Below are 21,191 nucleotides of genomic sequence, written 5' to 3'. Positions count from 1 at the left end.
CGAAAAAGGCCCGGACAATGTGTCCGGGCCTTTGCAAAAGGTATCGGGCGGGATCAGCCGCGGGCGTTGCCCACCAGTTTCCACAGGCCGGGGATCAGCACGGCGGCCAGCACCAGTTTCAGCGCGTCGCCCACCAGGAACGGGGTCAGGCCCCACTGAAGGATCGGTTTGTCCCAGCCGTAAAGCTGGCCCAGCCACAACAGGCCCGGCACATAGATCAGCACGTTGGCCAGCACCAGCGCCAGCGCCATCTTGCCGAACGACCGATCCCAGCCGCGCGCGGCCAGCGCGCCCAGCATCACCGTGGCCATCAGGTAGCCCAACAGATAGCCGCCGGTGCCGCCCATCATGTAGGTCAGCCCGAATTTCTCGGCCGAGGAGGTGGCAAAGACGTCAAAGCCCAGCGCGCCCACCAGCAGATAACCCAGCATGGTCACCAGACCCAGCCGCGCGCCATAGGCGGTGCCCAGCGTCAGCACGGCAAAGGTGCCCATGGTGATCGGCACCGGCCACATCGGCACCTTGATCTTGGCGGCGATGCCCAGCGCGGCGATGCCCAGCACCACCAGAACCGCTTGCTTTGCCAGACGCGCGGCGCCTTCGCGCGGGCCGATTGCGTCGGCCAGAACAGTCATGCTCATTCGGTTGTCTCCCAGTTCAGACAGGTATTGGCACACAGAAATGCCCTGTCCGCGCGCGCGCCGCAAGACGTTTACGCTATCGCCGCCGAAAATCGGTGACCATCTCGTAATCCTTGCGCGGCCCCTTGACCGTCCAGCGCACCCGCCACAGCGGCCAGCGCGCAAAGTCATAGCCCGCGTCATAACTGTCGGGCGGGCAGTCATGGTGATCTCCCGGCGCCACTTGACCCAAGGTTAAGTGGTGGAAAAACCTGCCGTCTTCGAAGTGGATGGCGATGCCACCCGGACCGGGACGCCACAGATAGCGGCGGGTGCCGTGAAACGGCGGTTGGCCGGGCATGAACAGTGTCACCTGCTCGTCATAGGTCAGCCCGTCCTCGCTGCGGCGCAGCGTCGCGCCCCCTTCGGCGCGCAGTTTCTGCCCCGTCAAACGGTCGTCGATGACGCGATCCAGCAGCCAGTCGCCCTCGAATTCTGCAATATCCCGCGGCAGGGTCATTGGGCATAGGTCCCGTCGGTGATATCGCCCCCCTGCCCGACAAAGCGGACCCTCTCGCCGTCGCTGGCCACCGTGTAACAGGCCCAGAGATCCGAGGGCGGCCAGAGCGAGCAGAAAAGATCGCCGCGCAGACTCCACCGGCCCTGGCTCGGCCGGTCGGTCACATAGACCGTCCCGCCCAAGGCGTCAAAGCTCTGCCGCGCGCCGCCTTCATAGACCAGCTCCCTGCCTGCCAGCGCGGCGCGGATCTCGTCTCCGGCCAGCGGCATGAACCCATCCGCCATCGCCCAGGTGGGCACAGCCGCCAAAATCAGGGCAAACCGTCTCATCTTTCCGCTCCTGCCTTGTCCCGCGATGCGGCTGGGTCTATGACCCGCGCCAACAGGTCCTGCCAATCACAAAAAGGTGTCGCTGCCAATGATCCCCCGCTACTCCCGCCCCGAGATGGTTGCAATCTGGTCGCCCGAGACCAAGTTCAAGATCTGGTACGAGATCGAGGCGCATGCCTGTGACGCGATGGCCGATCTGGGCGTGATCCCGCGGGAAAACGCCGAGGCCGTGTGGAAAGCCAAGGATGTGGAATTCGACGTCGCCCGCATCGACGAGATCGAGGCGGTCACCAAGCATGACGTCATCGCCTTTCTCACCCATCTGGCCGAACATGTCGGCAGCGAAGAGGCGCGCTTCGTGCATCAGGGCATGACCAGCTCGGACGTGCTGGATACCTGCCTGAACGTGCAGCTGGTCCGGGCCGCCGACCTGCTGCTGGTGGGGATGGACAAGGTGCTCGCCGCGCTCAAGAAACGCGCATATGAGCACAAGGATACCGTGCGGGTGGGCCGCAGCCACGGCATCCATGCCGAACCCACCACCATGGGCCTGACCTTCGCCCGCTTCTATGCCGAGATGGATCGCAACAAGAACCGGCTGGAAAAGGCCCGCTGGGAGGTCGCCACCGGGGCCATCTCGGGCGCGGTTGGGACATTCGCCAATATCGACCCGGCGGTCGAAGAGCATGTCTGCGCCAAGCTGGACCTGCGACCCGAGCCGATCAGCACCCAGGTCATCCCGCGCGACCGCCACGCGATGTTCTTTGCCACGCTGGGCGTTATTGCGTCCTCGATCGAGAATATCGCCATCGAGATCCGCCACATGCAGCGCACCGAGGTGCTGGAAGGCGCCGAATTCTTCTCGATGGGTCAGAAAGGCTCGTCGGCGATGCCGCACAAGAAGAACCCGGTGCTGACTGAGAACCTGACCGGTCTGGCGCGTCTGGTCCGCATGGCGGTGATCCCGGCGATGGAAAACGTGGCGCTCTGGCATGAACGCGACATCTCGCATTCCTCGGTCGAACGCGGCATCGGCCCCGACGCCACCGTGACGCTGGATTTCGCCCTGCACCGTCTGGCCGGTGTGGTCGACAAGATGCTGATCTTTCCCGACAACATGCTGGAAAACATGAACAAGTTCCCCGGTCTGGTAATGTCCCAGCGGGTGCTGCTGGCCCTCACCCAGGCCGGTGTCAGCCGCGAGGACGCCTATACGATGGTGCAGCGCAATGCGCTCAAGGTCTGGGAAGAGCGGGTCGATTTCCGCGAGCAATTGCTCGCCGATGCCGATGTTGTCGCCGCGCTGGGCGAGGACGCCATCAACGAGAAGTTCGACATGGGCTATCACACCAAGCATGTGGACACGATCTTTGCCCGTGTCTTTGGCGACTGACCGCCCGTTCTGACACAACAAACCTGACACAACGGCGTGAGCCCCCTTTGCCCAAGGGGGTCTCTGCGCTACACTCCTGTTCAGTCTGAACGGGAGGAGAGATCATGACCCTCAGGACGATGTGCTGCGCGGTCGCGCTGGCCCTGGTACCGGTGGCTTCGCTGGCGATGGGCTGTTCCAGCCGTGGCCATGAACAGACCCAATCCTGCGCCCCGGGCATGCAATGGGACGCCGCCTCGCAAACCTGTGTCGAGGTGATCAACAGCTGAGGCCGCGCCCATTCGGCCGGTTTTCCGGGTGTCGATGGCGGCGCCCGAGACGATTTTGCGACCTTCCGATTTACCTGATACCGGAGTTTCCCTCATGCGATTGCCGTCTTTTCTTGTCCTGGGTCTGACCCTGCCGCTTGGCGCCTTTGCCGCTGGCGGCGACAGTACCGGTGGCAGCACCTGGACCAACCCGCCCAAGGAGACCCAGACCACCAAGGAATGCAAAGGGGTCAAGGTCTGGGACGACAAGAAAAAACGCTGCGTGGCGCCCAAGAATTCCGGCCTGGATGCCGATACGCTTTACCAAGCGGTGCGCGAGCTGGCCTATGCCGGGCGTCCCGCCGATGCGCAGGGCGTGCTGGCGGCCATGCCCGACCAGAGCGACGACCGCGTGCTGACCTATTGGGGGTTCACCCACCGCAAGCTGGGCGATCTGGATCGTGCGGCCTTCTATTATCAGGCGGCAATCGCGGCCAATCCCGACAATATCCTGGCGCGCAGCTATATGGGGCAAGGGTTTGTCGAGGCGGGCAAGACCGATCTGGCGATCGCCCAGTGGCGCGAGATCACCGCGCGCGGCGGCGAAGGCAGCTGGGCCGAGGTGTCGCTGCGCGAGGCCATCCGCACGGGCTTGACCTACAGCTACTGAGTTCAGCCTTTCTTTACCGCCCGCCCCCTATTCTGCCTGCGACTCTGATGACGGATGACGCAGGCAGATGCAGGACGACAATGCGCTGATGCCCCTTGACGCCGAGATGTTCGATTTCGACGACACTCCGGCGGTGACAAGGATGGGTGGCCCGCCGGTGGCCGACGCGCCCCGGCGCGTGCCCCGGCAATTGAGCAATCTGGAAAAGGCCGCCGTGGTGGTGCGGCTGCTGCTGAATGCGGGGGCGGAAATCCCGCTCGAGGAACTGCCCGAGGAGTTGCAGGCCCGCCTGACCAAGCAGATGGGGCAGATGGGGCTGGTCGACCGGATCACGCTGGATGCCGTGGCCGAGGAATTCGCCGAGGCGCTGGACGGGATCGGGCTCAGCTTTCCGCACGGGCTGGCCGGGGCGCTCAGCGCCATGGACGGCAAGATCGCCGCCACCACCGCCGCGCGTCTGCGGCGTGAGGCCGGTGTTCGCCAGATGGGCGATCCATGGCAGCGGCTGCGCGCCCTGCCGCCCGAGGAACTGGCCGAGATCGCCCAGGCCGAAAGCACCGAGGTGGCCGCCGTGCTGCTGTCGAAACTCGACACATCCAAGGCGGCGGCGCTGCTTGGGCAATTGCCGGGTCCGGTGGCGCGGCGCATCACCTATGCCATCTCGCAGACCGGCCGGGTGACGCCCGAGGCAGTGGACCGGATCGGCTGGTCGCTGGCCGCGCAGCTGGATGCGCGGCCGATCCTGGCCTTTGCCGACCGGCCCGAGAAACGGGTGGGCAATATCCTGAACCAGTCCGCGCCCGCCACGCGCGACCAGATGATGTCGGCGCTGGACGAAGAGGATGCGACCTTTGCCTCCTCAGTGCGCAAGGTCCTGTTCACCTTTACCGACATCCCTGCCCGCCTGTCACCGCGCGACGTGCCCGCCGTGGTGCGCGTGGCCGATCAGGACCAGCTGATCCTGGCCCTGGCCGCCGCCACCGAGGGGGACGAGGCCAAGGTGGCCGAGTTCATGCTTGGCAACATGTCCTCGCGGATGGCCGACAACCTGCGCGACGAGATCCGCGACAAGGGCAAGGTCAAGCGCAGCGAAGGCGAAGCGGCAATGACAACCGTCGTGGGCGTTATCCGTAGCCTTGAGGACGAAGGCGCCCTTCAGCTCATCGATCCCGAGGAGGATCGTGACGCCTGATCTCGGCAGGCCGTTTTCCGGCACGGAAAACGGGTCGGAAAGCGAACGCTTTCCGGGCCCGAATTTTTTCAAAATTCCGGCACCAGGCCGCTGGGTGATGGACAGAACCGAACCCGGGCGCTATCAGCTTCACATGTTCAACATCCTACTCCAGTCGCGGGCCCGAGCGTAATGGCCTCAACGGCGCGTCGGGCCATCGGATTCATGGTTCTCGCAATCCTGTGTTTTTCGCTGATGGACGCGACGGTCAAGGGACTGGCCCCGCGCATCGGCGTGATCCCCGCGCTCTGGGCGCGCTATGCGGGACAGATGCTGCTGGTCCTGCTTCTTGTGCTGCCGCGCCTGCACAGGGTCATCCGAACCGCCTATCCGCGCCTGCAACTCTTGCGTTCGCTGATGCTGATGTGCGCGACCGGCTTCTTCTTTCTCGGCATCAGCCGCATCCCTTTGACAGATGCCACCGCGCTGATGTCTGTCAATCCGGTCTTCATTACCCTGGGCGCTGCCTTGTTCCTGGGCGAGCGTCTGGGGCCCCGTCGCCTGCTGGGCATCGCGCTCGCCCTGACCGGCGCGCTGATCGTGCTGCGTCCGGGCTCGGACCTTTTCCAGCCCGCCGCGCTCTTCCCGCTCGGTGCCGCCGCCTGCTATTCGACTTATGCCCTGCTGACCCGCCGCGTCGGACCGGACGAGGATGTCTGGACCTCGCTCTTTTACACCGGCCTTGTCGGCACTCTGTTGCTGAGCCTGATCGTCCCCGGCCACTGGCAGCCGCCCGGCCCGGCAGGCTGGGGGATGATCGCGCTGGTCGTCCTTTTCGGCACACTGGGCCAGCTTTGCCTGATCCGCGCCTTTTCACAAGGAGAGGCGGCGATGCTGGCGCCCTATGCCTATTGCGGCCTTGGCTTTGCCGCGATCTGGAGCGCGGTCTTCTTTGGCGAATTCCCGGATGGCTGGACCATTCTGGGCGCGCTTGTGATCGCGGGGGCGGGTCTGTATGTGTGGCATCGCGAGATGCACAGCCGCTAAGAGACCCCGATGCCCGTTGAAAAATCCGAACTCGGCCGAGGCGCACGCGCCTCATATTATGCGCAATATCTGCTGCTGCGCGGGCTAATCGGAGGGATGCGGCTTCTGCCTTATGATCGCCGGATCGCGGCGATGGGCCGGGTGATGAGCGCGATTGGCCCGCTGGTGGGGTTCAGCAAGCGCATTCGCGCCAATCTGGCCTTGACCTGCCCCGACCTGCCCGAGGCCGAGATCGCGCGCCTGTGCCGCGCGGTGCCTGACAATGCAGGCCGCGCCATCATGGAACATTTCTCGCCCGACGAATTCACCCGTCGGCAACAGGGGGCACGGGTCAGCGGGCCGGGCGCGGCTGCCTTTGACGCGGCTATTGCCGAGGGCAAGCCGGTGATGCTGATCACCGCCCATTTCGGCCATTACCTGGCCACCCGCGCCGCATTGCAGGCCCGAGGCGGCAAGCCGATCGGCTGTCTCTACCGCCGTATGGCCAACCCCTATTTCAACGAGATCTATGTCGACGCCTTTCTGCGCACCGGCAAACCGATGTTCGAACAAGGCCGGCGCGGCATGATGGAGATGGTCCGCAGCCTGAAACAGGGGGGCATCATCGCCATCGTCTCGGACCTGCACGCCCATGGCGGTGCCGAGCTGAGTTTCTTCGGCAAGCCTGCGGTGACCTCGGTGCTGAACGCGGAACTGGCGCTGAAATATGATGCGGTGATGATCCCCTGCTATTCGGTAAGGCAGGATAACGGGCTGGATTTCGAGATCGTGATGCACGATCCGGTCGCCCATACTGATCCGATCACCATGACCCAGTTCCTGAACGACGATCTGGAAAAGATGGTGCGCCAGCATATGGGGCAATGGTTCTGGATCCACCGGCGCTGGAAACCCTGGCTCGACCTCGGTGAGCAGCCCGAGGACACGCCGGGCTGATCACTCGACGCGGGCCGCCGCCAGGATCGGCCCCGGCCCGGCCTGCTGGACCAGCACAACCGCCGGCAGCTCGCCCTCGGTGGTGACACTCAGGCGTTTCTCGCTCTGTCCATCCCACTGCCCGACCACCTGCCAGCTGTCGACCACATTGGCATAATCCAGTTCATGACCGGCAAGCTCGCCACGCTTGATCGAGGCATGGCGCAGCGGCGTGTAACGCACCAGTTGCACCGCATAGAACTCCGCCTGCGCGCCCGCGCCGGGTGTCAGGGTAATGGTGATGTCATCGCCCACACGGGACGCGGCAAGCCCCATCGGTGCGGGACGCGCCTTGTGCGCCTCGATCAGTGCGAGCACCTCGTCCTCGCGGGCACCCACCACATCCTCGACCCCCTGCACGATCATCTGCGGGGTATAGATCATCGACCGTCCCCCGACACGGGCATAGGCCTGCTGGCGCAGGGTATGGGCGGGGTCGGCATATTCGTCGGCCCAGCCGATATAGTCCCAGTAATCCACATGCAGCGCCAGTCCGATCACATCGTCCCGGCGCGCCAGCCGGTGCATGATCGCATCCGCCGGCGGGCAGGACGAGCACCCCTGCGAAGTATAGAGCTCCACCACCACCGGACCCTCGGCCCGGGCGGCGATGGGCAGCGCCGATGCGGCAAGGGCAAGGCAGAGCGTCAGGGCTTTCATCCGGGTCGGGTCCGTCGCTGGGCAAGGGGATGATCCAGCTTTACCGCCCCGCCGATCACAGCGCCAATCAAGGTTTCTTGAACCTGCGGAAACATATGTATACCATTGCATACCGCATCTTGCGCACCCATGTGTGCAATGGTATACAAAAATTGACGCACCCCCCGTCTTGGTGCTTGAACCCAAGGCGGGCGTGATGCAGATAACCCGCAGCGAATCCCATTTCCACGCTCCAAGAGAGGGAGGCCACGATGCCCATCAAGGTTGGACAGGACACCGCCAAGACGCGCCGCACGCTCAGCGTCAATGGCAAATCCATTTCCTATTACTCGATCCCCGCCGCCACCGAGGCCGGTCTGGGGGATTTCTCGAAACTGCCCGCCGCGCTGAAAGTGGTGCTGGAAAACATGCTGCGGTTCGAGGATGGCGGCTTTTCCGTGTCGGTAGACGACATCAAGGCCTTTGCGGAATGGGGCGCCAAGGGTGGCCAGAACCCGCGCGAGATCGCCTACCGCCCGGCCCGCGTGCTGATGCAGGATTTCACCGGCGTGCCCGCCGTGGTCGACCTGGCCGCGATGCGCGACGGCATCAAGGCGCTGGGTGGCGACGCGCAAAAGATCAACCCGCTCAACCCGGTTGACCTGGTCATCGACCACTCGGTCATGATCGACGAATTCGGTAATCCGCGCGCGTTCCAGATGAACGTCGACCGCGAATACGAGCGCAACATGGAGCGGTACCAGTTCCTCAAATGGGGCCAGGGCGCGTTCAACAACTTCCGCGTGGTGCCCCCCGGAACCGGCATCTGCCACCAGGTGAACCTGGAATATCTGGCCCAGACCGTCTGGACCGACACCGATCAGGACGGGGCCGAGGTCGCCTATCCCGACACGCTGGTCGGCACCGACAGCCACACCACCATGGTCAACGGCATGGCCGTTCTGGGCTGGGGCGTTGGCGGGATCGAGGCCGAGGCCGCGATGCTGGGCCAGCCGATCTCGATGCTGATCCCCGAGGTGATCGGTTTCGAACTGACCGGCCAGATGGTCGAAGGCACCACCGGCACCGACCTGGTTCTGAAGGTCGTCGAGATGCTGCGTGCCAAGGGCGTGGTGGGCAAATTCGTCGAATTCTACGGCGAAGGTCTGGACCGTCTGCCGCTGGCCGACCGCGCAACCATCGCCAACATGGCCCCCGAATACGGCGCCACCTGCGGCTTCTTCCCGATCGACGGCGAGACCCTGCGCTATCTGCGCAATACCGGCCGCGACGAGGACCGGATCGCGCTGGTCGAAGCCTATGCCAAGGAAAACGGCTTCTGGCGCGATGCGGATTATGCCCCGGTCTATACCGACACGCTGAGCCTGGACATGGGCACCATCGTGCCCGCCATCTCGGGCCCCAAACGTCCGCAGGACTATGTGGCGCTGACCGATGCCAAGACCGCATTCACCCGCGAGATGGCCGAGACCTTCAAGCGCCCGATGGGCAAGGAAGTCGCGGTCAAAGGCGAAGACTATACCATGGAATCGGGCAAGGTCGTGATCGCCTCGATCACGTCCTGCACCAATACCTCGAACCCCTATGTGATGATCGGCGCCGGTCTGGTGGCCCGCAAGGCAGCAGCACTGGGCCTGAACCGCAAGCCCTGGGTCAAGACCTCGCTGGCACCGGGTTCGCAGGTGGTCAGCGCCTATCTGGAGGCCGCCGGCCTGCAGGAGGATCTGGACAAGATCGGCTTCAACCTCGTCGGCTATGGCTGCACCACCTGTATCGGCAACTCGGGCCCGATCCAGAAGGAAATCAGCGAGGCGATTGCCGAGGGCGATCTGGTCGCCACCTCGGTGCTGTCGGGCAACCGCAACTTCGAAGGGCGCATCTCGCCCGACGTGCGCGCCAACTATCTGGCCTCGCCGCCGCTGGTGGTGGTCTATGCGCTGGCCGGCACGCTGGATATCGACCTGACCTCCGAGCCGATCGGCACCGACAAGGACGGCAACGATGTCTATATGAAAGACATCTGGCCCAGCACCCAGGAAGTCGCCGAACTGGTCGAGCAGACCGTGACGCGCGAGGCGTTCCAGTCGAAATACGCCGACGTGTTCAAGGGGGACGAGAAATGGCAGGCGGTGGAAACCACCGATGCGGAAACCTATGATTGGCCCGCGACCTCGACCTATATCCAGAACCCGCCCTATTTCCAGGGCATGGGGACCGAGCCGGGCACCATCTCGAACATCTCGGGCGCCAAGGTGCTGGCGATCCTGGGTGACATGGTCACCACCGACCACATCTCGCCTGCGGGCTCGTTTGCCACCACCACGCCAGCCGGCAAGTATCTGACCGAGCGTCAAGTGGCCCCGCGCGAGTTCAACTCCTATGGCTCTCGCCGTGGCAACCACGAGATCATGATGCGCGGCACCTTCGCCAATATCCGCATCAAGAACGAGATGCTGGATGGCGTCGAAGGCGGCTATACCAAAGGCCCCGATGGGCAGCAGACCTCGATCTACGAGGCCTCGATGGCCTATCAGGAACAGGGCACTCCGCTGGTGGTGTTCGGCGGCGAACAATATGGCGCCGGTTCCAGCCGTGACTGGGCGGCCAAGGGTACCGCTCTGCTGGGTGTCAAGGCGGTCATCGCCGAAAGCTTCGAGCGTATCCACCGCTCGAACCTGGTCGGCATGGGCGTCATCCCGTTCGAGTTCACCGGCGGCGACAATCGCAAGTCGCTGGGCCTGAAGGGCGATGAAACCGTGGCGATCAGCGGCCTGGACACCATCCAGCCCCTGCAAGAGGTGCCCTGCACCATCACCTATGGCGACGGGTCCGAAAAGACCATCACGCTGAAGTGCCGGATCGATACCGCACCCGAGATCGAATATATCGAGAACGGCGGCGTGCTGCATTATGTGCTGCGCAACCTGGCAAAAGCCAGCTGATCCGGGCTGAACAGATTAACAAGAGGGCGCCTTGCGGCGCCCTTTTTCTTTTGCGAGGCGCTGCCTCGCGCTCCGGAGTATTTTGGGCGGAATGAAGTTACGGACCCCCACCCTGAGGATCGGAAACGGGCAGTTCCAGCGACCGTGCAATGATGGGACTCGCCCTGAAAAGCATGGAACAATCGGAACGCGCGGCGTTGATCCCGGTCGAAGCAGGACCAGTCGTCAACGGCAGCATTGAAGGCAGAGCATGACCTCCAGTTTCTGGATCGAAGGAAATACGTCCCCGCTTGATCTGGTTCGACAACGACTGGACCGTTATCGTGGCGGATCGGCGGATCGATGGGCGTGCGGTTTCAACCGAGCGCACCAGTTTCCGTGCCACTATGGGGTGAAAGTTGACAGGGCGCGGTCGGCCTGAACCCTCCTCTATTACCCGTCAAGAAATTGCGATTTCCCCTCTTGCGCCGTCCCACGATTCTCCTTAAAAGCCGCGTCACGCCAACAGTGGCCCGTTCGTCTATCGGTTAGGACGCCAGGTTTTCAACCTGGAAAGAGGGGTTCGATTCCCCTACGGGCTGCCACTTTCCCGAACAGCATGTAGATTTGAGGCTGTGGCGGCACTCCTATCTCCAGATAAAATAACCTTCACATCATATTGAAGAATAAACCAAGAATCGCATTCAGCCAAGGTGACTTCAACGTGACCACGATCACCCGAAGTGCCCCCTGTTTGATGCTCATGTCGGTACAAAGTGCAGTCCGTTAGGCACAACTCTCTGGTCATTCCGATGAGAACGAGTTTCCCGCCCGCACCCCTAGGTTCAAGGAGCAGATCAAGTCGACCGGGACGTAGGCAGTGCTGGCCCGAAAGAAACTTGGATCAGAGCCCGCCTTCGTTTCACGCCTGCCTACTCGCTAGGCGAAAGACCGTGCTACCCGCGCCCTTTGCGGGGGCGCTTTGTAGTAGCATAGGTCGCAAGGACCCGCCGGCGGGCAAGCACCGCCAGAAGAATGGCTGCCGAGCCCATCAACGCGACTCCGGTCAGGATGTGCCGGTCATCCGTCAAGAAGAGAGTTGTGATAACCGCGCAGGCGGCAACGCCAATCCTTATACGGATACGCCGCCCCCTCTCGAAAGCGCAACTCGCAAGACCCGTTACATCGCTATCGATCCCGTCAACCGCCGATTTCACCAGCTTTTTCCGCGGCCTTTCCCGCAGCAGCACCGCCGCCTGGAACGTGGCGTACAGGATACTGGGGAGCGTGAGGTATAATATCGCCGCAAAAAGCAGCCCCCTGCCGAGCGCCAAAGCGAGACCGGCTACCGCCGCGCCGCTGACGCAGCAAAGGACAAGAACGATCGCCGCGCTGGCGAAGAGTCGTACCCTTGGGCGGGCGTTGACCTCTGACCGACAAGGACCGCTCTCACGATCAATGTGAGGCTCCTTGCAGTTCGAGACAACGCGAAGCTCGAATCCGCTCTCCTGCCGGTGGCGGGGCCGGACATCTCGTCGCCTCAACATGGCAGCATCTCCATTGTTTGAATACTGTGCCCACCCAGCGATTGCAGCAGGACCAGCGCTTCGCGCCGATCGACAACATAGCGGGCGGTCGAGCTGCCCATTGTGGCGCAATCACTCTCCAACTCGGGGAATAGGTCGAGAATTTCCGCGCGCGTCTCATCGCAAAGAGCTGACCAGCCCGCCTGACCAGGATGAAAGCTCTCGGTCCAGGCGCGTTCCGAAAGCACCAGCTCGTGCTGGTCGAACAGTATATGGAAATAGTCGACTTGCCCGAACTGCTCCTGAACTATCCCCTCACCGTCGACCAGGAATTTGGCCGGCACCAAAACTTCGGCATGCCCCAGAAAGAACTCCACCATTGGCCCGACCATCAGAACCCGATGATTGGGTGAAACCCTCAGATCACGGTTGTTTTTCAGAACGCCCGCGCGGATTCGGATAGGCGCGATGCCGGGATGCGCATCGCGCACGGTGCTCCCGATCCAGCGGATGCGCTGATAACCCCGGTCTCGGGTAATGACTCGGTCACCAGCGCACAGATCCTCGACCGGGATCTCACCCTCGGCGGTGGCGATCAGCGTGCCCCGGCAGAAACAGGTCACGTTGGTGGTATCGAAAGTCAGCTGGCCGGGATCGACCGGCGCGCCGCCATTGCGCAGCGTCAGACTGTCACTCGCGGTCCATCCCGCGGCGGTGTCGTTGAGCACACCGTCGTCTGCGTGATCTGCGCGCAGCCATTCCAGCGGGTTGCGGATCACGCTCGGGTCGATCCGGCCGCTCAGAACGGCGGCGTCATATGTGGCGCGATTGTAGAATGCGCTCAGATTGGCGAAATCGTTGTTGGTCTGGTCGCCATCGTCGACCGGACCGTTGCCAAAGCCGAAATCCCCGATCGTGTTGTGACCCCGCCCGATGAAGAAGAGATCGTTGCCCTCGGAGCCGAACACAAGATCGTCCCCGCCGCCATCGAAGATGCTGTCATTGCCGGCGCCGCCAACCAGGGTATCGGCCTCTCCGCCACCCGCCAGCGTGTCGTCCCCGGCGCCGCCCAGAACCGAATCTCGACCGGCATCGCCAAGCAGCGTGTCGTTTCCGTCATCGCCGAACAGGGTGTCGTCGCCCGTGCCGCCGCGCAGGGAATCGTCGCCGTCATTGCCATCAAGAAGGTCGTTGCCGTCGCCGCCCTCCAGCGTGTCATTCGCGGTGGACAGGCGCGGCGCCACAATCGGATTGGTGTCGAATGACAGTGCATAGACGGCGCCTTCGGCGCTGAAGGCGCTTTTTACCAGTGTCACGTCGATCCGGCTGAGCGGTACCTTGAATGTCAGCGTCAGTTCGGTGTTGGCGGTGACGGCAACATCGTTCGAGGTGCTGACGATCTTGCCCGAGGCGTCGATCACATAGACGCCCGCGCCGTCGAACGTGACCGTCCCCGCAGCGATTGCCGCGTTCAGATCAAGCACGTTTCCATCGACTGAAATCGTCAATGTCTCGGAGATTTCGAGCCGGTTCATCACGATCCGGGCACCTGCCGCCTGTGTCGACGCGACATGCGTATGAGTTTCCTCTGCAAACAGGCCTGACGTGTTGAAGTTATCGCCGACAAAGAACCCGTCGGCGATGGTCCCGACCGAGGCAAAGGCGACATTTCCGGTATCGGACACCGTGGTCACCCCGAAATCCGGCCTGCTGTTCACACCATTCAGGACCTGGTTGACTGAGGTGACCTGTTGATAGACCGGCGACAGAGGGTCGGCACCGATGCCGCCGTCCAGCGTATCCGCGCCCAGACCGCCCAACAGGCTGTCGGCGCCGACGCCGCCATCAATCGAGTCGTCTCCATCGCCGCCCAGCACCGTGTCGTGGCCACGCCCGGCCTCGACCGTGTCATTCCCGCCCAAGGCGTCGATCAGGTCATCATCGCTTTCTGCCAGTTCTCCGTTGAGGCCCATGGCGTCGAGATTGTCGACCACGTCGCCATCCCGATCACCCAAATACCTGACGTTGATCCGGTCCGCCAAGCCGGTGCCGCTGATCGTTCCGTCCGACAGTAGCCCACTAGGGTCTGGCGCTTCACCGATCACAGGTTCACTGCCATCGGTTGTAACGGCGAATTCCTGTGGAAAGCTCAGATCGGTCAGGTCGGTGTCTGTTTCTTGCTGCAGGCCGGTCACCCGCAGGGTGGATATCGGCCTGACATCGCCCTCGATCGTCTTGAACGTTGCCGCAGGATCCCCCGCCCCTACCACATAGAACAAATCACCGTTCGACATGGACATCAGAGAGCCACCTGCAACGGTTTGAAGGCGACCGTCGGCAAAGGTAACCTGCACGGATGACGAGACGACCCCGGCGACCTCGGTCGATACCTGGGCGCCATTGCGCACTGAATAGCGCAGCGTCAAAGACGCGTCCGTGTCCGCGATTGCCCAGTTTCCCGATATGGCTACATAGCCCTCGGGCTCGAATAGAATGCCGCTCAACCGGCCTGGCACTGTCTGCATTTCCCCATCGGGCGCAGTTGCGCCGAGGAAAAGCCAAATGGAAGTATCCATGGATTAGTCATCCCTACTTGCTTCCAGCGGGTCAGTGCCGATCGAAACACAACACCACCTGCTTGAGGTCGTTGGCCAATCGGAAACATCGGCACTGACATCGCTGGCGCGATCTGAGCCCCCACCCAGTGCGCCCTACAGAGGCTTAGGCGCTCCGCCGCAGCGCAACAGCCCATCCGTCGTGAGCGGTGGTTTCAGCACCTCAGCAAGTCGTGAAAGGACATCGCTCCACCGGTCACGATCATGACCGGCGGTGCGCCATGGCAAGTCAGAAGCAGCGACATGCCCTGCCCTCAAACGAACGTGACTGGCATGTCAACTTGGCGTGATTATATAGGAATTACAGTGACCTAAAGAGCAATCTTCGACGAGGCGCTGAAACCCGAACCCGCCAGGGCGCCACTGCGTCCCGGACAAGATATCTGTGCCACAAAGATGACCTCCACCAGACCGCTGACGCTCCGCTTTCTGAATGGCGATACCGTCTCACTCGACCGCCGCGCGGCGTTGACAATGATGACCGCCCCTATAGCCATGTTCATGATTGTGTTCTCGGCCACTATCGTACGTATCCTTTCCATCTTCATGTTGGATGTGCCGGTCGGCTGGTTAGCGACGGTTGGGCTGGGCCTGGGGCTAGGGGTCGTTCTCTGGGTCTTTCTGTTATTGCTTTGCCTGCTCTTGGTCCGGCTCGGCCAAACGACCCGCCACGGTGTCAACCTGCCCGTACCTCTGATCGGGTTGTCGGGCGTTTTGTGCCACGATATCCCGTTGCTGTGGCTCTATGCTCGGATCTTTGACCTGGACATCTGGACGCCGATGGCGGCGGCAATGATCGTCCTGCTGGCCTTTGCAGTCCATCTTGGGTTCGAACTGCTGTTCGCCGCGGTGATGCTGCCGCTGCTCGCACGCGCAGACAGCCCGCAAATGGCCCCTGCCGGCACCCCGCGCCCCGCCTCTGACCCCAAACTGATGCTGGCCGGAGAGACCATCGCCGCGAAGGACATTACGCTGGTTCAGGCGGACGAGCACTATGTCTTTGTCCATCATGGAGACCGTAAGTCGCATGTGCGTCAAAGTTTCGGGGCACTGGTCAAAGCGCTGGACGATGCTGCCGGAATGCAGGTTCACAAATCCTATTGGGTGGCCTTCGACCATATCCAACAGGTGCAATCAAAACGAGACGGCGGCCTGAAACTGATCCTCAAGGACAAGACCGCCATTCCGGGCGCGCGCAGCCGGGCGCGCGCCTTCCGTGAAGCGTTTCGCAGCCGGACGCAACGGGGAGGTGGACGAGGTGCGGCTGTACTCGAGGATGCGGGCAAAGGCGGATTCTAGAACTGGCATAGAAGACAGGAACGGCATCAGAGTATCCTTCGGACAATGCTCGTCAGGGCGACTGACGCGCGCAAACCACCAAGGACGCGAAACATGCTTTGTGTTTGCGGCAGATAGCGGTTGCACAGAATCGAGTTCTCACATTATGCTAACAATGTCCGCATTTTGAGAAACCGATGCAAGAACGACTGATCCGCCTTCTCGAAGCCATCGCAGGCGCCGCCAGCCCGCTAAACGCCACTGAATTGGCGCGGCTGACCGGCGTGCCACGGGCAACCATCTATCGCAACATCTCGTCGCTGATCGACTGCGGCTTTGTCGAGAATACTGACTGTGGCAGCCGCTATATTCTGGGGATGCGCTTTGTCAAAATCGCGCTGACCGGCAAGTCAGACGTGCATGTGATCAACGCGGTCACAGCGATGATGCAGCAGGTGGTGAAAACCTCGGGCGAGACCGGGTTTCTGGCCCGTTACCGCGGCGGACGGGTCGACCTGATCCACATCGAGACGCCGGCCGATCCGTCGCTGTCCTACATCTATCCCGGGCTCGGGCCCCGGCCTGCGCACGCCTGTTCCTCGGCCAAGGCGATCGCCGCCTTTGTGGCGCCCGAACTGCGAGAGGAACTGCTGGACATCCAGCCGATGCGCTATAACCAGAAAACCATCACCGACCCTGACCAGATCCAGCGCGAGCTGAACCAGGTGCGCCGCTATGGCTATGCGATCTGCGACGGTGAGATCGACGAAGGGGTCAGCAGCGTCGCGGTGCCGATCAATGTGGACCGGCTGGGCGCGATCTTTTCCATGGGCGTCGTTGGCCCGTCGAACCGGATCAAGCCGATGGTTCAGAACCGCATCCTGCCGGTGCTGACCGCCGAGGCGGTGCGCGCTGCGGCGGCGATCCAGCATTGTTCGGTAGTCGATGCCGAAACCACCAATGCCGAGGCCATGGCCGACGCAAGAGAAGGTCTGAACAATACGCATTAACGATCCAAACGGGAGGAAAGTCATGAAAAGAAGAGAATTTGGGGCCCTGGCCGCCGGTGCCTTGGCAATGGGGCTGCCGTTTCGCGCATTTGCCGATGAAACTTGTCAATCGCCCTATATGCCCAAGATCACCGGGCAAGAGGAATTTGTCTATGTCTGGACCCTGGGGGTCGAGGGCATGGGCGACGAGCAGGACAAGCTGGTCACCATCGACCTGCGCCCTGGTTCGGCTACCCGTGGGCAGGTGATCAACTCGGTTTCGGTCGGCGGCCGGAACGAGGCGCATCATGGCGGGTTCTCGGCCGACCGGCGCTATTTCTGGACCGGCGGGCTGGACACCAACCGCATCTTCATCTTCGACGTGCATTCCGACCCGTCGAACCCGAAACTGCACAAGACCATCGACACTTTCGTCAAGGACAGCGGCGGGGTCGTGGGGCCGCACACCTTCTTTGCCCTGCCCGGCAGCATGATGATCACCGGTCTCAGCAACGATGACGACCATGGCGGGCGCACCGCTTTGGTCGAATACAACGATGACGGCGATTACGTGGCGACTTATTGGATGCCCACCACCGCCGACATGCAGGGCGCGGTTGCCGTGGGTGACGCGGTGGCCGATGGTTACGGCTATGACATCCGGGCGCTGATCCGCAAGAACGTCATGCTGACCTCGTCCTTTACCGGCTGGTCCAACTACATGATGGATTTCGGCCAGATGTTGCAGGACGGCGAAGCGATGAAGCGCTTCGGCAATACAATCGTGCAATGGGATCTGCACACCCGTCAGCCCAAAAAAGTGTTCAACGTCCCCGGCGCGCCGCTGGAAATCCGATTCCCCTGGGGGCCGAACGCCAATTACGCCTTCTCGACCACGGCGCTCACCTCGCAGCTCTGGCTGATCTACGAGGATGAGGCGGGCGAGTGGCAGGCCAAGGCGGTGGCAGATATCGGCAACCCGGCGGACATCCCTCTGCCGGTCGATATCTCGATCGCCGCCGACGACCAGACGCTGTGGATCAACAGCTTCATGGATGGCAAGACCCGGCTGTTCGACATTTCGGATCCGCACAAACCGTTCCAGATCTACGAAAAGGTCATCGACCGCCAGGTCAACATGGTCAGCCAGAGCTGGGACGGCAAGCGCGTCTATTTCTCGTCCTCGCTGCTCGCCAACTGGGACAAGAAGGGCGACGACGATGTCCAGTACCTGAAGGCCTATAATTGGGACGGCAAGGAACTGGTCGAGGATTTCGCCGTCGACTTCTATGAACTGGGTCTGGGCCGCGCGCATATCATGCGCTTTGGCAGCTCCGCGCTTTATTCGTCCTGATACCTCCCAGACTTCCGGGGCGGCCCATCGCTGCCCCGGCTTTTCCTTTGACATGGACGGTGGCGGCGGATGCGCAAGAGATACCTCCTTTCCGGGCTGGCAGTCGCGGCGCTGGCGGCGGCAGCCCTCGGGTGGCAGGTCTGGCAGCCCCAGCCCGCGGCCCGGCCCAGCCCGATGGCCTCGGTTTTCGAGGCGAGCGATGCTTACCAGTTCGACCCGCCCGCCCCGGGCAGCTACCGCCTGAACCGCATCAAATCCGCGCCTGATGGGCGGGTGCTGGATATCAACGGACGCGAACACGGCCTGCACGACCTGACGCGGGGCAAGATCTCGCTGGTCAGCTTCGTCTATCTGACCTGCGGCGACGTGAATGGCTGCCCGCTGGCGATGTCTGTCTTTTTCGACGTGCACGATGCCAGCCGCGATCTGCCCGGGTTGAACGAGGATGTGCAGCTGTTGACGATCAGCTTCGACCCCGACCGCGACACGGTCGAGGCGATCGAGGCCTTTGCCTATCCCATCACCTCGGACGAACAAGCGGGTGACAAGCTGGACTGGCATGTGCTGACCACGTCCGGTTCACAGGCGCTGGCCCCTATTCTGGACGGCTATGGCCAGGTCGTGGACCGGTCCGAGGATCAAGAGACGATCAGCCACCTGTTGCGTCTCTATCTGGTCGACCGGCAGGGCGACATCCGCAACGTCTATGGGCTGGGCTTTCTCGACCCGCGCCTGCTGTTGACCGATATCGAAACCCTGCTGATGGAAGAGGCAGGCGCGTGATCCGAGCCGTCGCGACCGCGCTGACCTTGCTTGCCCCCGCCGCATTGGCCGGGGAGCATGGCACCGCCCTGCCCGTGCCGATCAGTGCCGAGACCTGTCCGGCAGACCCCGAAAGCTGGACCAAAGCGGCGCTGGAGCGCAGCCTGTCACCACAACTGGGCCTGCCCTTGGTGCCGCATCCGGCGGACAATCCGCCGACCGAGGCCAAGATCGCACTGGGGCGCAAACTGTTCTTCGACCGGCGCCTGTCTATCAACCGCACCATGTCCTGCGCCATGTGCCATGTGCCCGAACAGGGGTTTGCCAATTGGGAACTGGCCACCGCCATCGGGGTCGAGGGGCGCAGCGTCAAGCGCAACGCGCCCAGCGTGATCAATGTGGGCTTTCTGACCCCGCTCTTTCACGATGGGCGCGATCCGGCGCTGGAAACCCAGTTCGTCGCGCCCCTGGTGGCGCGCAACGAGATGGCCAACCCCTCGATCGGCCATGTGGTGGCCGAGCTGAATCGCCTGCCCGATTACCGGCCCCTCTTTGACGCGGCCTTTGCCGCGCCCGCCTCGCTTGACCGGATCGGCCAGGCGCTTGGCGCCTATCAGCGCAGCCTGACGCTGGGCAACAGCGCCTTTGACCGTTGGTATTACGGCGGCAACGAGGGCGCGATGGGCGCGGCGGCGCAGCGCGGGTTTGCGCTGTTCACCGGCAAGGCCGATTGCGCCTCGTGCCATCTGATCGACGCGGATCATGCGCTGTTCACCGATCAGGCCTTTCACGACACCGGCTATGGCCGGATGCGCGAAGAACGGCGCCAGAACCCGCCCGCCAGCCACCCGGTCCAGGTGGCGCCCGGCGTGGTGCATCAGCTCGATTTCTCTCGCATCCGTTCGGTCAGCGCCCCGCGCGAGGCCGATCTGGGCCGCTACGAGGTGACCGAGGAACCTGCGGATCGGTGGAAATTCCGTACCCCGGGCCTGCGCAATCTGGCGGTGAGTGCGCCCTATATGCATGACGGCGCGCTGACCACGCTGGGGGAGGTGCTGGAGTTCTACAACACGGGCGGCGCCGGACACCCCGATCAGGATGCGCGCATCCGCCCGCTGGGCCTCAGCCCCGAAGAGCTGGCCGATATCGAGGCCTTTCTGTTGGCGCTCACCTCGGAGGGGCTCGATTGCCTCGTGGCCGAGGCACGCAGCCATCCCCCTGACAATTTCTGACACTACTATTGAACCAAGGAGACGGAACACATGCGGACACGCGCGGCGGTAGCGGTTGAGGCGGGCAAGCCTCTGGAAGTGATGGAGGTGAACCTCGAAGGGCCGAAGGCCGGCGAGGTTCTGGTGGAGATCAAGGCCACCGGCATCTGTCATACCGACGAATTCACCCTCTCGGGCGCCGATCCCGAGGGGCTGTTCCCGGCCATTCTGGGTCACGAGGGCGCGGGCGTCGTGCTGGAGGTGGGCCCGGGCGTCACCAGCCTGAAACCCGGCGACCACGTGATCCCGCTCTACACGCCGGAATGCCGCCAGTGCGAGTATTGCCTGAGCGGCAAGACCAACCTCTGCCAGGCGATCCGCAGCACGCAAGGTCAGGGCCTGATGCCCGACGGCACCACGCGGTTCTCCATGCTCGATGGCACGCCGATCCTGCATTACATGGGCTGTTCGACATTCTCGAACCACACCGTCCTGCCCGAGATCGCGCTGGCCAAGGTGCGCCCGGACGCGCCGTTCGACAAGATCTGCTATATCGGCTGCGGCGTCACCACCGGCATCGGCGCGGTGATCAACACCGCCAAGGCCGAGATCGGCTGCCGCGCGGTGGTGTTCGGCCTGGGCGGCATCGGTCTGAACGTGATCCAGGGCCTGCGGCTGGCGGGCGCCGACCAGATCGTGGGCGTCGACCTGAACCCCGACAAGGTGGAAATGGCCACCCGTTTCGGGATGACCGATTTCGTCAATCCGGCCGAGGTCGAGGGCGACATGGTGGCGCATCTGGTCGAGCTGACCAAGGGCGGCGCCGATTATTCGTTCGATGCGACCGGCAATGTGGGCGTGATGCGCACGGCGCTGGAATGCGCGCACAAGGGCTGGGGCGA

General features: G+C 63.0%; 18 protein-coding genes and 1 tRNA gene. 14 read left to right on the top strand and 5 right to left on the bottom strand.

The features are described from left to right. Nucleotides 1-53 precede the first annotated feature (53 nt). The 3 genes from AC2FNY_RS00095 to AC2FNY_RS00085 form a co-directional block, all read right to left on the bottom strand. Entirely contained in the window at nucleotides 54-641 is a 588-nt protein-coding gene (locus AC2FNY_RS00095) for a biotin transporter BioY (protein ID WP_496801267.1), read from the bottom strand. 76 nt (nucleotides 642-717) lie between these two features. Beyond that, nucleotides 718-1,140 (bottom strand): DUF6314 family protein, encoded by a 423-nt coding sequence (locus AC2FNY_RS00090; protein WP_496801266.1) that lies wholly within the window; start codon nucleotides 1,138-1,140, stop codon nucleotides 718-720. After that, nucleotides 1,137-1,469, bottom strand: a complete 333-nt coding sequence (locus AC2FNY_RS00085; RefSeq protein ID WP_496801265.1) for a hypothetical protein — start codon at nucleotides 1,467-1,469, stop codon at nucleotides 1,137-1,139. The genes AC2FNY_RS00090 and AC2FNY_RS00085 overlap by 4 nt, the downstream gene beginning before the upstream one ends. 88 nt (nucleotides 1,470-1,557) lie before the next feature. Between AC2FNY_RS00085 and purB the strand changes: the two genes are divergently transcribed. From purB to AC2FNY_RS00055, 6 genes are all read left to right on the top strand, one after another. Next, on the top strand, nucleotides 1,558-2,862 hold the full coding sequence (gene purB / locus AC2FNY_RS00080; protein WP_496801264.1) for an adenylosuccinate lyase: 1,305 nt from the start codon (nucleotides 1,558-1,560) through the stop codon (nucleotides 2,860-2,862). A 104-nt stretch (nucleotides 2,863-2,966) separates the two neighbouring features. Next, nucleotides 2,967-3,131, top strand: a complete 165-nt coding sequence (locus AC2FNY_RS00075; RefSeq protein WP_234140676.1) for a hypothetical protein — start codon at nucleotides 2,967-2,969, stop codon at nucleotides 3,129-3,131. Nucleotides 3,132-3,225: 94 nt separating this feature from the next. Then, on the top strand, nucleotides 3,226-3,780 hold the full coding sequence (locus AC2FNY_RS00070; RefSeq protein WP_234183319.1) for a tetratricopeptide repeat protein: 555 nt from the start codon (nucleotides 3,226-3,228) through the stop codon (nucleotides 3,778-3,780). Nucleotides 3,781-3,922: 142 nt separating this feature from the next. Then, nucleotides 3,923-4,972, top strand: a complete 1,050-nt coding sequence (locus AC2FNY_RS00065) for a flagellar motor switch protein FliG (protein ID WP_496801691.1) — start codon at nucleotides 3,923-3,925, stop codon at nucleotides 4,970-4,972. 204 nt (nucleotides 4,973-5,176) lie between these two features. Continuing rightward, nucleotides 5,177-5,998 carry a DMT family transporter gene (locus tag AC2FNY_RS00060; protein ID WP_234140673.1) on the top strand — a complete coding sequence of 274 codons (822 nt, stop codon included), beginning with the start codon at nucleotides 5,177-5,179 and terminating at the stop codon, nucleotides 5,996-5,998. A gap of 9 nt (nucleotides 5,999-6,007) precedes the next feature. Beyond that, nucleotides 6,008-6,934: a lysophospholipid acyltransferase family protein gene (locus tag AC2FNY_RS00055; protein ID WP_234143860.1), complete on the top strand. Its 927-nt coding sequence runs from the start codon at nucleotides 6,008-6,010 to the stop codon at nucleotides 6,932-6,934. On the opposite strand, the gene AC2FNY_RS00050 is transcribed toward AC2FNY_RS00055, so the two are convergent. Continuing rightward, nucleotides 6,935-7,633, bottom strand: a complete 699-nt coding sequence (locus AC2FNY_RS00050) for a DUF1223 domain-containing protein (RefSeq protein ID WP_496801263.1) — start codon at nucleotides 7,631-7,633, stop codon at nucleotides 6,935-6,937. A 251-nt stretch (nucleotides 7,634-7,884) separates the two neighbouring features. Here AC2FNY_RS00050 and acnA point away from each other — a divergent pair, with 251 nt between their 5' ends. Together acnA and AC2FNY_RS00040 are read left to right on the top strand one after the other, a co-directional pair. After that, complete coding sequence (gene acnA / locus AC2FNY_RS00045; RefSeq protein WP_234217511.1) at nucleotides 7,885-10,575, top strand: aconitate hydratase AcnA; 2,691 nt, start codon at nucleotides 7,885-7,887, stop codon at nucleotides 10,573-10,575. Between the two features lie 509 nt (nucleotides 10,576-11,084). Then, nucleotides 11,085-11,159, top strand: a tRNA-Glu gene (locus tag AC2FNY_RS00040). 935 nt (nucleotides 11,160-12,094) lie between these two features. On the opposite strand, the gene AC2FNY_RS00035 is transcribed toward AC2FNY_RS00040, so the two are convergent. Further along, the gene (locus AC2FNY_RS00035) at nucleotides 12,095-14,656 is read right to left on the bottom strand and encodes a Hint domain-containing protein (RefSeq protein ID WP_496801262.1); all 2,562 of its coding nucleotides are present in this window, start codon (nucleotides 14,654-14,656) and stop codon (nucleotides 12,095-12,097) included. Between the two features lie 513 nt (nucleotides 14,657-15,169). Between AC2FNY_RS00035 and AC2FNY_RS00030 the strand changes: the two genes are divergently transcribed. The 6 genes from AC2FNY_RS00030 to AC2FNY_RS00005 form a co-directional block, all read left to right on the top strand. Continuing rightward, nucleotides 15,170-15,994 carry a LytTR family DNA-binding domain-containing protein gene (locus tag AC2FNY_RS00030; RefSeq protein WP_234237919.1) on the top strand — a complete coding sequence of 275 codons (825 nt, stop codon included), beginning with the start codon at nucleotides 15,170-15,172 and terminating at the stop codon, nucleotides 15,992-15,994. Nucleotides 15,995-16,170: 176 nt separating this feature from the next. Further along, complete coding sequence (locus AC2FNY_RS00025; RefSeq protein WP_238906178.1) at nucleotides 16,171-16,983, top strand: IclR family transcriptional regulator; 813 nt, start codon at nucleotides 16,171-16,173, stop codon at nucleotides 16,981-16,983. A gap of 22 nt (nucleotides 16,984-17,005) precedes the next feature. Then, a complete protein-coding gene (gene mtoX, locus AC2FNY_RS00020) occupies nucleotides 17,006-18,316 on the top strand; it encodes a methanethiol oxidase (protein ID WP_234171587.1) in 1,311 nt (436 codons plus the stop codon). Nucleotides 18,317-18,385: 69 nt separating this feature from the next. Next, nucleotides 18,386-19,099, top strand: a complete 714-nt coding sequence (locus tag AC2FNY_RS00015; protein WP_234166746.1) for an SCO family protein — start codon at nucleotides 18,386-18,388, stop codon at nucleotides 19,097-19,099. Then, nucleotides 19,096-20,310 carry a cytochrome-c peroxidase gene (locus tag AC2FNY_RS00010; RefSeq protein WP_496801261.1) on the top strand — a complete coding sequence of 405 codons (1,215 nt, stop codon included), beginning with the start codon at nucleotides 19,096-19,098 and terminating at the stop codon, nucleotides 20,308-20,310. Before AC2FNY_RS00015 ends, AC2FNY_RS00010 begins: the two co-directional genes overlap by 4 nt. A gap of 30 nt (nucleotides 20,311-20,340) precedes the next feature. After that, the coding region (locus AC2FNY_RS00005; RefSeq protein ID WP_496801260.1) for an alcohol dehydrogenase catalytic domain-containing protein at nucleotides 20,341-21,191 on the top strand (851 nt) is incomplete at its 3' end.

The organism is Ruegeria sp. BHSC223, from assembly GCF_059613025.1.
This window is presented reverse-complemented; position numbering and strand designations above follow the sequence as displayed.